Origin of the sequence: Nostoc sp. JL34 (genome assembly GCF_017114945.1) — a bacterium.
In the GTDB taxonomy this organism is placed as follows: Bacteria; Cyanobacteriota; Cyanobacteriia; order Cyanobacteriales; family Nostocaceae; genus Nostoc.
In genome coordinates, this window is record NZ_JABXKQ010000093.1 from 1 (window position 1) to 14,225 (window position 14,225).

At 39.9% G+C, this 14,225-nt stretch carries 10 protein-coding genes and 1 pseudogene; 2 read left to right on the top strand and 9 right to left on the bottom strand.

Annotated elements, in window-relative coordinates:
• Positions 1–54: 54 nt before the first annotated feature.
• From HWQ44_RS17355 to HWQ44_RS17375, 5 genes and pseudogenes are all read right to left on the bottom strand, one after another.
• Positions 55–993: pseudogene (locus HWQ44_RS17355) on the bottom strand (IS701 family transposase); the annotation flags it as partial.
• Between the two features lie 237 nt (positions 994–1,230).
• Complete coding sequence (locus HWQ44_RS17360) at positions 1,231–2,676, bottom strand: ATP-dependent DNA helicase RecQ (protein ID WP_292720873.1); 1,446 nt, start codon at positions 2,674–2,676, stop codon at positions 1,231–1,233.
• 139 nt (positions 2,677–2,815) lie between these two features.
• Positions 2,816–3,559, bottom strand: coding sequence for a metallophosphoesterase (locus HWQ44_RS17365; protein WP_292720876.1), 744 nt, complete (start codon positions 3,557–3,559; stop codon positions 2,816–2,818).
• A gap of 146 nt (positions 3,560–3,705) precedes the next feature.
• Positions 3,706–3,999, bottom strand: a complete 294-nt coding sequence (locus HWQ44_RS17370; protein WP_292720879.1) for a type II toxin-antitoxin system RelE/ParE family toxin — start codon at positions 3,997–3,999, stop codon at positions 3,706–3,708.
• Positions 3,996–4,253 (bottom strand): type II toxin-antitoxin system ParD family antitoxin, encoded by a 258-nt coding sequence (locus tag HWQ44_RS17375; protein WP_292720882.1) that lies wholly within the window; start codon positions 4,251–4,253, stop codon positions 3,996–3,998. The genes HWQ44_RS17370 and HWQ44_RS17375 overlap by 4 nt, the downstream gene beginning before the upstream one ends.
• A 516-nt stretch (positions 4,254–4,769) precedes the next feature.
• Here HWQ44_RS17375 and HWQ44_RS17380 point away from each other — a divergent pair.
• Entirely contained in the window at positions 4,770–7,244 is a 2,475-nt protein-coding gene (locus HWQ44_RS17380) for a HEAT repeat domain-containing protein (protein ID WP_292720885.1), read from the top strand.
• A gap of 155 nt (positions 7,245–7,399) precedes the next feature.
• Here HWQ44_RS17380 and HWQ44_RS17385 read toward each other — a convergent pair whose 3' ends face one another.
• From HWQ44_RS17385 to HWQ44_RS17400, 4 genes are all read right to left on the bottom strand, one after another.
• On the bottom strand, positions 7,400–8,080 hold the full coding sequence (locus HWQ44_RS17385) for a SnoaL-like polyketide cyclase (protein WP_292720888.1): 681 nt from the start codon (positions 8,078–8,080) through the stop codon (positions 7,400–7,402).
• Between the two features lie 232 nt (positions 8,081–8,312).
• Positions 8,313–8,792 carry a GNAT family N-acetyltransferase gene (locus HWQ44_RS17390; RefSeq protein ID WP_292720891.1) on the bottom strand — a complete coding sequence of 160 codons (480 nt, stop codon included), beginning with the start codon at positions 8,790–8,792 and terminating at the stop codon, positions 8,313–8,315.
• Positions 8,793–8,893: 101 nt separating this feature from the next.
• Positions 8,894–10,498: a 2-isopropylmalate synthase gene (locus HWQ44_RS17395; protein ID WP_292720894.1), complete on the bottom strand. Its 1,605-nt coding sequence runs from the start codon at positions 10,496–10,498 to the stop codon at positions 8,894–8,896.
• Between the two features lie 95 nt (positions 10,499–10,593).
• On the bottom strand, positions 10,594–11,115 hold the full coding sequence (locus HWQ44_RS17400) for an NYN domain-containing protein (protein ID WP_041565194.1): 522 nt from the start codon (positions 11,113–11,115) through the stop codon (positions 10,594–10,596).
• Positions 11,116–11,853: 738 nt separating this feature from the next.
• On the opposite strand from HWQ44_RS17400, the gene HWQ44_RS17405 reads away from it, so the two are divergent.
• Positions 11,854–14,223: a CHASE2 domain-containing serine/threonine-protein kinase gene (locus HWQ44_RS17405; RefSeq protein WP_292720896.1), complete on the top strand. Its 2,370-nt coding sequence runs from the start codon at positions 11,854–11,856 to the stop codon at positions 14,221–14,223.
• Positions 14,224–14,225: the final 2 nt, after the last annotated feature.

Below are 14,225 nucleotides of genomic sequence, written 5' to 3' on the forward strand. Positions count from 1 at the left end.
ATTGCTATATCAGGCAAGTCCTATTGTCAATAGGCTTTGAGACGCGCTAACCCTGTATTCTACCCAGGTTCTTAATCCATATAAATCGCCTAAAGTTTTTTTGAGTTTTCCTTGAAGATTTGTCATCACGAAGGAAGTAGAATTTTCTGGCATGGTTTCTGGATCAGTAGTTATTTCCCAGTAAGTTATGGCTCTTTTTTTACCATAAATTATTTCCCTAATGTATCGGGCTTCTGATTTTTGATTGCTAAATGTTCTTTCAAATTTACACCACTTATTCGCCCTAACACTTTGTGCTACTGGCAACCAGACTCCATGATTACTTCTAATTGATACAACATAATCTAATTTATATTCAGCTAGTTTTCTAATAAATTGGCTACTTTCACCATATAAACTATCTGCCAGTACCAGTTCAATATTAAAACCAGATTCAATTAATTCTGTAATAATCTCTGACGCTAACTCTATTTTAGTTTTATATTTATCCTCCTCTTTTAGCGTTCCTTTTGGTTTGAATACTTTTACAGTTAATGGAAACGTTATATTAGAGTAAACTCCATAGGCATTGACTGAAACTATCCCATTATCGACTTTTCCCACACTTCCTAGATATTGTCTGGATACATAATCAGTCTTTTTACCTTTTTTCCTATCTCCGGTTTCATCTATTACTACCGTAATCGCATTGCCATTTAATGATTTTTTAAGTTTATTTAATCTTAGTTGTTTTAATTTATCTACTGACCAATCTGAATTGGCTAGAAAATGATGTAATGACTGTGCAGAGTTTATACTTACGACTTTTGCTATCTCTGGTAATGATTTTCTTTTAATTTGTGACATTATTCCCAGATGTAAATATTTGAAGCACTCATAATTTCTTACTTCTTTAAACAGGTCTTTATACTCTGCACAATATTCATCTACGATCGCAACTGTTGGGTGAGCATCTCTTGGCAAATGTTTCAAGATTTGTAATTCTACATCCATTGCCCTACTTACCTTTCAGGATTTTCTTTTTTTATTCTTTTATTTAGAATAACCGGAAAGTGACAGAAGAGGGTTACTCTCTGTCCCGCGATAAGATCATTTATCTTTTCTTTTGCGTCTTTCTCTAACAAGATGCTGCGCGATCGCAGTTATTAAAAAAATTTAGGTATTGTAGCGGGAATACCTGACGGCGAACAAGCAGCAAGGGAGTAATCTTCATAAATGAGTCTTTTATACTCATTGACGGCAATTGTCACAATGTCCACAACGCAAGTTAGCTGCTTCTTTATCAAAACCAAAGGCATTTAACAAAAACTGCCAACGACACTGCTTAGTTGTTAGGTATTGCTGCATCTGTTTAGCGGCGTGTAATTGCATCGGTGAATGATTTCCCGCTTTTTGCCCAATGCTGTAATGGAAAGGGTCGAGCCAGTTTAGCTGACCGTTGCTATGAAGTAAAGCTAGCGCCGTCGCACCTTCGGGAAATTGTCGAGTTACGGCATTCACTTCTCCCTGTTTTGGTAATTTTTTCACAAGTTGCTGCGCTATTTGTTGTTGCGATCGCATTTGTTCTTGAAAAAAATCCTGTCTTTGCTTATCCCCTGAATCTAGCCACCCCGTAGGTTCACTTACCAACGTCAACGCCTCTGCTGGTTTCCCATCCCTTCCAGCGCGGCCAATTTCTTGCACATATTCAGATAACAAATGTGGTGCGTGAAAGTGGGCAACCCAGCGAACGTCGCTTTTATTTATCCCCATACCAAACGCACAGGTACACACAACAAAGGGAATTTTGCCACTTAACCAGCTTGCTTCTACTTCACGGCGTTCTGTTGCACCCAATCCCGCATGATAGCTAGCTGTGGCGTAACCCATCTCTGCAAACCATTCAGCTAAATCTTCGCTATCTCTCCGAGTGCGAACATAAACTAATCCCGATTGTTGTGGTCTATTTTGAATAAACTTTAATAATTGTTGTTTCCTACCTCGTGGTGTCCAAGCGATGCGAACGCTGGGATGCAAGTTCGGACGGTAAGGATTCAAGCGAAAAATCTCTGGTTGCTGTAATTGTAAAACTGTTTGAATAATTTTTTGGGCTGAGGGGTCAGCAGTAGCGGTAAAAGCGGCGATGCTGATTTTTGTTCCTGGTGGTTTTGATTTGAGCAACGCCGGACGCACCGCCCCTAATCTGCGATAAGCTGGGCGAAAACTATCACCCCACTGCACTAAACAATGAGCTTCATCTAAAATCAAACCATTAATTTGCAGTTGCGGGTGGCATAATCTTTCCCACACTGGGACACTGAGCAAAGTTTCGGGTGATAAATAAAGTAATCTTAGCTGTTGGCGTTCTAAAGCTTGCAGAGTTGCACGGCGTTGATATGAAGATAATTCACTATGCAAAAGTGCTGCTTTTTGGTGGCTTTGTAGTAGTTCCTGAACTTGGTTTTCCATCAACGCCACCAAGGGCGAAACTACCAAGGTTAATCCTGTTTGTAGCAGTGCGGGAAGTTGAAAACAAATCGACTTCCCTCCACCTGTGGGCATAATAATCAGCGCATCTTTTTGTGATAATAAACTACTGACAATTTCTCCCTGTGGTGGACGGAAATCTTCATAACCCCAGATTTGTTTGAAAGCAGCGCGGATTTCTTGCCAAGATTTTGTTGTAGACTGATTCATAATCAATAACTATATGCACCCATATCCTTGAATGCTGAATATAGCCTCTGTTATCCAGCTAATGGTTCAGTAATTTCATCATTTTAACTGAACTGTATTGAGGTAGAAAGCGGGTTTTTCCTACCTCCTGAACTATTTATTAAATCTCCACTGATAATCCTGGATTAAAGTAATTATTTGGCTCATCTGGATCACCACGCAGATTACAAATAACGCGAGTCAAACCGATTTGATAATCTAATTGATTGTGAATGTGGCCATGAATCCATAATAATGCTCCAGACTCCTCAACTAAAGTATCAAGATTTGAAGCATAAGCAGCACTTAAAATATCTTCTTTATATTGAAAAGGTATAGACTTTACACTAGGAGAATGATGACTGATAATTACAGTTTTACCAGACAAGCAAGATAATGTATTTTTTAACCAATTAACTGATTTTTTACAAATTAGCGCTGTGTCAATAGTTCTTAACTTTGAGTATTGAGGACTTAATCTAATTTTCTTGTAATCGTTCATGAATTGACTAGCTTCTACACCTGCCATACGTGGTTCACAAAACAGTTTAAAATCAGTCCATAAGGTACAACCTAAAAAAATTACACCCTCAATGGTAACTAAATCATTCTCTAGAATATGAACATTAGTTCCTAATGAATAATCTTTCAGCTTCTCAACAAGCCTTGGATAAGCACTTCCATAGTATTCATGATTACCTAATACATATATAACTTGTTTGTTGGGAATATTCTGAATTGCCCATTTAATTCCTCTTTCTCTTAAATCAATATCTCCAGCTAAAACAACAATATCCGCATTTATATCAGGAGTATTAAAGGGTTTAAATTCAAGATGTAAATCACTTAATATGTGAATTTTCATGCTGATTCCATAATTTAAGCATTTTAAAATACTATATATTCTTGGTTTTTATATACCTGTATCGTATTTGTATTGTATTAAGTTAGTTTTATGACCCTGAACAGAGCGATAAGTACTAAACCTAAAACATAGTTACAGTTTAATTATTAATCTACGGACAAAGATTCTAAATCTCGATAACCACTGGCAACACGAGTAATACTAATTCCGTCTTCTCTCGGATAGTAAAATATAATGTAATCATCCACAACAAAACCGCGCAGATTTGGTACAAGCCTTCCATAGCTTTTTCCCATATTGGGGAAACTCGCTACTAGTTTACATTTGGAGCGAATGTCATCAAAAAGCTTACTAGCTGCTTTTGGGCTACTCCGAGCAATATATTCACAAATTTCATCTAAATCTTGAATTACTGCATCTGAAAATGAATAATTACTCATTCAGCAGACTCCTCAGCAATTAGACGAATTTTTTCTTGTAATCTAGCAAATACAACTTCGCCGTCAGTTACTTGTCCCTTAGCAATTTGTTCAGTTCCTACAGCAATTTTTTGCCGTAACTCTTCAAGTCGCTGCTCTCTTTCTTGTAACAGTTTAAAAGCTTCATTGATGACATCATCTGCATTAGTAAATCTACCACTTGCAAGCTGTGCCTGAATAAATTGCTCTAGTTCTGGTTTAATTTGGATGTACATATTTTCTAGCTCTATATAATTAATATTCTTATCTAGATTCTAACAGCCTTTTTACATCAAAAGCAATTATTGATTGGTAACTAACCATCCCAAAAATGCCGCAAGCATTCAGGCGTAATAGCCTTTCCTGGTGATGACTACCGATGTGTAAAACATTATATTTTGTAATCGCTAACCATAAAGGACTTACAAATAAAAAAATATCCCAAAATCTTTGGATAATTTATTTCTTGGAAGTCCCTAACCATCGATATTTACCTTTCTCGTACCAAGGTGTTTCGTCAAGGTGGTTGTTAGGCACAAAAGATGCTCATGGACTTTATCGCTGTTATGGGTTTAAAAATTTGACATAACCAGAGAAAATTATGATGCGTTTAAATCCCAATGCTAATCAAGCTTGAGCAAAGCGGGGGCAAACCAGTGCGTAGGCGTAGCCCGTCGTAGACATCGCTAACCCGCATTGACAGTTAGATTACAATCTTAGGTATAGTTTCTCTGACTGGAGTTGTTCATCGGGTGATTCAATCCGATTCAATGACAAAGCATACCAGACAAGTATTACTTAGTGCGCTCAAGGTAGTTGTCTTATGCCTGACACTGTTCCTACTATGCACAAGCAATAGTTGGGCGCAAATCACTACTGATAGCAAAATTGCTCCTCTGATTGAGAAGCTGATAGATAACGATGCCCACATCAGAAGCCTTGCAGCAGATGCATTAGTTAATATCGGTTCGGCAGCAGTGCCGTCTCTGATTGAAGCTTTGAAAAATCAGGATATTAATCTTCGCTGGCACGCGGCTTCTGTTTTAGGAGATTTGGGTGCAGAAGCAGCACCAGCAGTTCCAGCCTTAAGTGCGGCATTGCAAGATGAAGATGGACAAGTCCGCCTGTACGCCACCTTAGCTTTAGGAAATATTGGTACAGCAGCCAAAGCAGCAGTTCCATCGTTGATGGCGGCGTTACAAGATAAGGAGCAATTCGTTCGCATTTATGTTCCTTCTGCACTCAGAAAAATTGGTGTAGAAGCGAAAGTAGCTGTCCCAGTATTAACTGCTGCCTTAAAAGATAAGAACCCCACTGTACGTTACAACTCTGCCTACGCTTTGGGTGCAATGGGTACAGAAGCAGTATCTTCTGTCCCGAATTTAATTGCCTTGTTGAATGATAGCCAGTTTTACGTGCGTTTAGGTGCTATCAAAGGTTTAGGAGGAATAGCGGCAGGCTTTCAGGACAAGGCAAATGCTTTACCTACCTCCAAGTTGCAGAAAGTCATCTCAGACTTTGAGCAAGTATTGGCAACTATACAAAAATACAAAGATAAATTCACAGAGACGGACATTAGGCTGATACGTCGCCCTCTTAATGCCCTGAAAGCAGAAAAAGAAACTCGCCTTTTTGATAGAGTTCTAGAATCGCTATTTAAGCATAAATTACTCTTGGGAATTGCCGCTTACCTTATCTTATTGCCTTCTATTTGGTTAATTCTCTTGCGGGTAGCCCCTTTATGGTTGTTGAAAATTAACAACGTCCTCAAACCTTACACAGATTTTTCTCTCCCATTTATCAGTGTTAATGTACCTCTGCGATATGTGCTATTTGTTGGCTGGTTTCATTACCATCCCAGAGTATTAGATGCGTGGGTAGCTAAATATATCAAAGCAGCCCGCGAACAATTTCCCAAAAAGGATACAGTTAGCAGTCGCGCCTGTTACATTCCCATTCCCGTTGTTCTGGATGGTACAACAGTTCCCCAACTGATGAATGAGAATTTGCGCTCAACTTTCGAGAAACAACGTAGCTGCCTAGTAATTGGTGGGGAAGGGGGCGTAGGTAAAACCAGTTTAGCGTGTCGAATCGCTGGGTGGGCAATGGCTGAGGATGAAGACCAACAACTCTGCAAACATTTGATGTTACCTGTGCTGTTAGAAGAAGAATTTCGGGTGACTGAAGGTAAGTCGCCGCTTTTAGAAGCCATCAGAGGACAGTTGCAAGCTTTAATTGATGAGCCAGAGCCGATTTGTCAAGAATTACTATTACGTTTGTTAAGAAAGAAACGCATTCTAGTGATTGTAGACCGATTCTCAGAAATGAATGTCACTACACGAGAAGCAATTGAGCCGGAGTCGCCAGAGTTTCCGGTGAATGCATTGGTGATTACTTCCCGAATTGAGGAAAAGCTGGGGCGGGTTAATAAGACGATAATTAAACCCTTGCGGATTGAGGCTAATAAACTATCGTCCTTTATGGAAGCTTATCTCATGCAGCGAGGTAAACGCGATCGCTTTACTGACCAGGAATTTTTTGACGCTTGTAACCGTCTTTCTCTGATGGTCGGTCAAAATAATATCACTGTCTTGCTGGCTAAACTCTATGCTGAACAGTTAATCGCCAGTAAAGACGTTGCATCTAATATTTCTGCGTTGCCAGAGAATATTCCCAATTTGATGCTGGGTTATATCAATGAACTCAATCGTGATGTTACAGACGATCAATTTGATGATCGCACTGTTCATCAAATTGCCAAAACCATCGCCTGGGAATGCTTGCAGCAAAGTTATCAACCAGGAACCGCCAAGCGTATAGATGCAGTTGCTGCATTAGCAAATTTGGGTATTAATGACCCCGAAGCACACCTGAATTATCTGGAAAAGCGCCTGCACCTGATTCAAACTATCGGTTCTGCCAAAGACAGAATCCGTTTTTGTCTCGATCCTTTAGCTGAGTATCTTGCAGGTTGGTATTTAATAGAATTGTATGCCAATAACGATGGTAAATGGCGATCGCATTTTTTCAAAAAGGCAGATGATTTAGTCAAAACAGGCGCACAAGATGCCATCAAAGGCTTGTTATTGGCGGTGCGAGATTGCTACTTATCTGAGGTTCAAGGTAGTAAAGAAACAGATTTTGTACCCCAGAAGTTGGGTAAACTCGCTGGGTTTACATCTTCAGTCAATACACCAGCTACTAATGTGCAAACATCAATACCATAAACCAATACAGTTCAGTTAAGGCTAAAACTCTTTGCAAAAGTCAATTTTTTAACGAACCGCATTCGCGCAGCGTCTCGTTTGAGAAGGATACAAAGGACGCAAAGAGAAGAAAGAAATGCTTAACTGAACCGTATTGGACTATAACTAAATCAAAATTAGTGATTGTTCTGATTTTGAGAATGGAAAGGACAACCACCTGCCGTTAATTTCTGAAGAAAGACATTATTATCAAAATAATGCTCTAAAGACTCAATCTTCAAATCATCAGTGACGCGAGCAATACTAACTCCTACGATTTCTATTGTTTCACCTGTGGGTGCATAGTCCTTATAGGAACCATTAAATGTTCCCCAGTGTCGCCACTTAAAGGTAACATTAGGAGGACCCGAAAGGACTTCTGTTAATTCCCAAAGAAAGCCATTAGGAAAGGCTTGATGAAAAACTTGAAATGAAGATTCAAAGGTCTCTGTTTCAGAGTTATATTGCTCAGTTTTACCCAAAAACAGGTTATATGTACCCTCAACTGCAACATCCTGAGCAGTGAATTGTTGTCCGCCATTGGTACTCATCTTAAACTTATCAGTAACAATCGAAAGCCACTGTTGAGGATTAGATTTATTAGAAGCTTCCATCTCAAAAGTACGGACTAAGTTTTGAGCGATCGCTTCTAAAGAACCTTCAGGATGTTGAAATTTACTCTCTTGATGAAGAAATTCATTGGTGTAAGAATAATCAGGGCGTTTTCCTTCTCGCCACTGTACTTCTTGATCATGAGCAATGACTATATCTCTATCTTGTACCCAGAGTGGCAATTCTGTTGTTTTCTCGCTACTCATACAAGCTGACTGATTATAAACATCGTTTCTCAGAATAAAGTTTTATCCATACAAGTCAATCGAAAAATCTAAAAAAGTAAACAATATTCATAATCCACCCAATAAACTTGGCCTGTTGTACAAATCCGAATATGAGCAAACACGGATGCCTCTTGAGCGAGAAACTTATCCTATCGGATTTAGGTTTATTCATCCGCTAGTTACACAGAATTCATTTTTGAATTCTGTTTTATTAAATCAAATCCAATTGCATTACATTCCCTTCAGAGAAACCGAGGCTGGAGTAGACTGGTTTACCCAATGGCGAGGCGTTAAGAACCACCCGCGTGCAAGCGATCGCTTTTAAATATTCAATTGCTCTATTAGTTAAGGATTTGGCAATTCCTTGTCTGCGGTAAGATTGTTCGACATAAACGCCCCAAATATATCCAAACTTGCGATATTCATCTTTTAAAACATTCGGGTATAAACCTGCAAATAGTTGACAACTTACAGAACCCACAATTGTATTATCAATTTCTGCAATAAAAGCCTTATAAAATAAATCTCGACGCGCTTCTTCTATGAATTTGAGGGTAATATTTTCCCACTCCAGAATAATATTACTCTCATCAACACCAATATCTAGCCACATTTGGTAAAAGTGTTTTGCAATCAGTGAGTCTTCTTTGATTGTGCCTTCTCTAATAATGAGATGTTTTTCTGTCAGCATAATTTCCAACGATTTTTGGAACTCATAAATAACTCCTCCCCAAAGTTGGAGAGGAGTTTGTTAGCATCAGCTAAAAACTGGCAGTTTCACAGATTCCGATCTCAGACTTTCTGTGCAGTTACTTCCTCTGGCTTTTGTTGAGTTTGCAAAGATGCATACAACCTATTCAACGCATTTACATAAGCTTGCGCGGATGCCACGATGATATCTGTGTTCGCTGCATGACCAGAAAACACTTTAGATTCATAACGTAAACGAATCGTTACTTCGCCAAGGGCATCAATACCGCCTGTTACTGACTGCACAGAAAACTCAATCAACTGGTTGGGCACATTCACCACCCGATTGATGGCTTTGTAAACTGCATCCACTGGCCCAGTACCGATCGCAGCATCAGTTAATTCTTCACCTTCTGGGGTACGCAGGGTAACTGTAGCGGTGGGACGGGCGTTGCTACCGCAAGAAACTTGCACCAACTCTACCCGGAACAAATCGGGCGCTTGTTGGATTTCATCGTTAACGATCGCTTCCAAATCCCAATCAGAAATATCTTTCTTTTTATCTGCTACTTCTTTGAATCTAACGAAGGCTTTATTTAACTCAGTATCCGACAGTTCAAAGCCCAATTCTTTCAGCCGAGTCCGGAAAGCATTTCTACCTGAATGTTTGCCCAAAACTATTTGATTGTCTGTTAAGCCAATCAATTGGGCATCCATAATTTCGTAGGTGAGTTTGTTTTTTAACACACCATCTTGGTGAATTCCAGACTCATGGGCAAAGGCATTTGCACCCACGATCGCTTTATTTGGTTGTACTAACATTCCCGTCAAATTGGAAACTAAGCGTGAGGTTTTGTAAATTTGTCGGGTGTCGATATTTGTCAGCGATTCTTGAGAATCTTCTGGTCTGCCGAGATAAGGGTTAAAATATTGCCGCCGCACATGCAACGCCATTACCAATTCTTCTAGTGATGCATTTCCGGCCCGTTCGCCAATGCCATTGATCGTACATTCTAGTTGCCTTGCGCCATTTTTCACAGCTTCTAAAAAGTTAGCAACTGCCAAGCCTAAATCATTATGACCGTGAACGGAAATAATCGCTTGGTCAATGTTGGGGACATTTTCAATAATGCCCTTAATCATTGCTCCAAATTCGCTGGGAGTTGTGTAACCAACAGTATCGGGAATGTTAACTGTTGTTGCACCAGCTGCGATCGCACGCTCTAAAACTTGGTACAGAAATTCTGGATCGGTACGGGCCGCATCCATCGGCGAAAATTCGATATCTGTCATGAAGGACTTGGCATAGGCTACCATTTCTTCTGCGATCGCTAACACCTCTGCCCGTGACTTCCGCAACTGATACTCTAAATGAATATCAGAAGTCGAAATAAATGTGTGAATTCTGGCATTAACTGCTGGTTTTAATGCTTCGGCTGCCGCTTCAATGTCTGCTTTAATCGCTCTTGCCAAACTACAAACTATCGGGCCATTTTCTGTCCCGACAATTTGAGCAATTTTCTTGACAGCTTCAAAATCTCCGGGACTGGCAAAGGCAAAGCCTGCTTCAATTACATCTACACCTAGACGCGCTAATTGCTTGGCAATAACTAGCTTTTCGTCTATATTCAAAGTCGCTCCCGGACACTGCTCTCCATCTCGCAATGTTGTATCAAAAATGATGATTCGATCTGTTTTGTTTGTCATTTGTCGTTTGTTGTTTAGTGTTTACGTATAGCTCAATATATCTTCAACCTTAGTTTTTCTTTTACTCTTACCTTTGTAAATAATTGCTAAGGCTACTAACCTTCAGTTTTTTCTATTTGATCTCTGATATCATTTAAATCTATATATCTATCAGTAGCATTGCGTAGCTCTCTAGCGATCATTCCTTCAGTTGACACTACCGTAATATGTGTATTTTTTGAGCGTAATAGTTCGATTGCTCTTTCAAAATCTCCATCGCCACTGAATAATACTACTCGGTCATACTGATCTACTGTATTAAACATATCTACAACAATTTCAATATCTAAATTCGCTTTTTGCGAGTAACGACCAGATGTATCATCATAATATTCTTTAAGAATTTTAGTTCTGACTGTATATCCTAGACTAATTAGAGCATCTCTGAAACCTCGCTGATCTTGCGGGTCTTTTAAGCCAGTGTACCAGAATGCATTAATTAATGTTGTTTCTGATTGCTCATGTTTGAAATATTCTAAGACGCGCCGTGGGTCAAAAAACCACCCATTTTTTTGTTGAGCATAGAACATATTGTTTCCGTCTACAAAAATAGACAGACGATTCATTGGAGAACCCATACAAATTTACACCTAATAATATAAATGAATTTAGATTGAACAATAGATTATAGCAATTTTCAAATGCCTTGTTTGCTAATATCTATAAAGTAGTTTTTTATCTATAGCTTTTATCCTACCTCTTTCAAGGCATAAAAACGCCTGCAACATTGGAGTTGAGATCCTGGGTGCTAACCTTATTCACCTCCAGCACTGCAAGAGCTACCGTGTGATCAAAATCTACCAATAAAATTGACCCAGTAACAGCATTCATCACTGCATAACACTAAAGTTTACTCCTAAAGAGGTATAACATAGGCTTAAGGTAAGATATAAGTTAATGCCTATCTATAGGTAAAGCTTTCAGTATCAGAACACCCTTTGTGGCGATTACCAATATTGCGCCAGAGACAGAAGACGGACTTGGGACAGTTTCTGGTAGAGCATCCAGTGAGGGGCGTACTTGTTGGTTAGGTTAGGCTAAATATAGCCACAAGCAAATGCAGAGGCAGAGTATATCTGGCTCTAATCTGTGAGACAATCATTAGTTGTAACTCACTCAACATAAAAATAATAAATTAGGTAGTGCTTGAGTAGAAATCTCTTGGGGGCTAGCTCTGCCAATAAAAGTTTGTTGACGAATAGAAGATACTTTACAAATGTATAAGATTGTCATTTAAGTCTTATTTCAATGTGCTTACACTAAAACGTGGTCTGAATAAATAAAAGTGTTGGACTTAAATCAATCAGTAACACGATATGGCAGAAGAACCTACATCTACCTTAACTAAAAACTATGTCTCTGCTGACAATAGACTGTCAAGTAAACCGACAAAAGTAACTTCGACAGCATCGGCTCGCCAGTCTAGGTGGATGGTTCGCTTAGGTCATCTCCTGGCTGGCGCTTGGGTAATGGGAGCAGCACTGCTGAGTGCTTCTGGTTGTGAATTAGCTCAATTGCTCGAAAATCAGGCACTTTCTGGCTTTATTCAAGTGCGTGGGTCGATTGTGCCTCCAGAAGACATTGTAATTTTAGCAATAGACGATCAGTCAATATCAGTTCCCGAACAGTACTATAAAACAGATCCGAAACAGTATGCCTACCTAAAAACACTGAAATCTTATCCTTATCAACGTGCTGCATACGCCCAGGTAATCACAAAATTAATCAAAGCAGGTGCCCGTTCAGTAGCATTAGACATAGTTTTTGACACAGCAAGTAGTTATGGAGTTACTGACGATCGCCAACTCCAGGCAGCATTGCAAAAATATGGTGGCAAAGTTACCTTAGCAGCGCTCTACGAAAGTTCCCAGACGCACCAAGGGTCTTTTATGCAACTGACAGACCCACAACAAATGTTTCGCACAGGTTCAGTGTCTATTGGCTCAGTGAATTTTCCCTTAGAAGTGGATGGAAAAGTTCATCGATTAGCAAGTGAGTTTCCCAAGTTATTAGGTGAAGATAATTTATTTACAAAGAAGCTACTCTCCTTTGATGAAGCAGCACTTAGGGCAGCAAAAGTAAATTATCCCCAACCAAAGGGCGATCGCATTTATTTTTGGGGGCCGGCGGGGACATTCGAGCAAATACCCTTTTGGCACGTATTTGACCCAGAAAACTGGAACACCTATTTGCAAGAAGGAAAGGTGTTCAAAGACAAGATAGTGCTGATTGGTGCAACAGATAAGTTAAACAATGACTATCATCCAGTCGCTGTTGGCAATAGCACTCAACCTATGTCAGGCGTGGAAATTCACGCCAATGCGATCGCAACTTTGATGTCAGGGAAAGCGATCGCCCCAGGAATTAACAGTCCACCATTGCAGGGTTTGTTTGTGCTAATTCTAGTTGGCAGTACAGCCTTGATAATTAGCAAACGCAAGCGTAGTATCAATAGATTTCTGTATAGCCTCGCCCTGTCTGGCGCTTGGGTAGGAATTAGCTATGGGTTATTTGTCTATGGTCAGTTAATTTTTCCTACGACTGTACCCACGATCGCGATCGCCATGACCGGACTTTGCTACCTGGGAACCTCAGTAATGAGGGAAAGGATCAGAAAACGCCAATTAGTAGATATTTTTCAGAAGTATAAAACTTCCCCCGTTGTCCAAGAGATTATCAGCCAACAAAATGACTTGCAATACCTAATCCAGCAAAGGGATTTAGCCTTATCAGGGAAAGTGCTGGCTGGACGCTACAAAATTGTCAAAGTTCTCGGTTCTGGTGGATTCAGCGAAACCTACATTGCCCAAGATACCCAACGTCCTAATAATCCACGATGTGTTGTCAAACAACTAAAACCAGCCAACACCAAACCAGAAGGGTTGCAACTTGCCAGACGTTTATTTAACTCAGAGGCGCAAACATTAGAAAGATTGGGAACGCACACTCAAATCCCTCAACTTTTGGCGTATTTTGAAGAAGATGAAGAATTTTATTTAGTTCAAGAACAGATAATTGGTCATCCTTTAAGTCAGGAACTACTAGCAGGTAGAGCAATTGATGAAATTGCCGCGATCAAAATTGTCAGGGACTTATTGCAAACATTAATATTTGTCCATGAAAACTACGTGATTCACCGGGATATTAAACCCAGCAATATCATCCGGCGACACTCTGACGGGAAACTGGTATTGATTGACTTTGGAGCCGTCAAAGAAGTCACCATAAAACAGCTTGATTATCAAGAGCCAACCCCTTTCACTATTGGCATTGGTACTCAGGGTTACGCACCGAGCGAACAATGTTTTGGGCGTCCCCACTACAGTAGTGATATCTATGCAGTCGGCATGGTTGGGATTAAAGCCTTGACTGGTATAGCACCCCGTGACCTAGATAGAGATGTTGATGGGGAGATTCAATGGAGCGATGCCTACGGCGGTAAACTACGCTCTCAAGTGAGCCACTCCCTAGCTAAGATTCTCAGTAAAATGGTACGGGATGACTTTAAACAGCGATATCAGTCTGCATCAGAGGCTCTTAAGGATCTGGAAGCTCTAGAAGCTTTTGAAGCTCTTGACGATTTGGTAAACTCCCAAAGCAGATACCCCACGCCACAAGATGACTCATTAATGAATACTTTAGACGAATTAGACGCTGACACAAAATCTTGCTCAGAAACTCCTTGAGA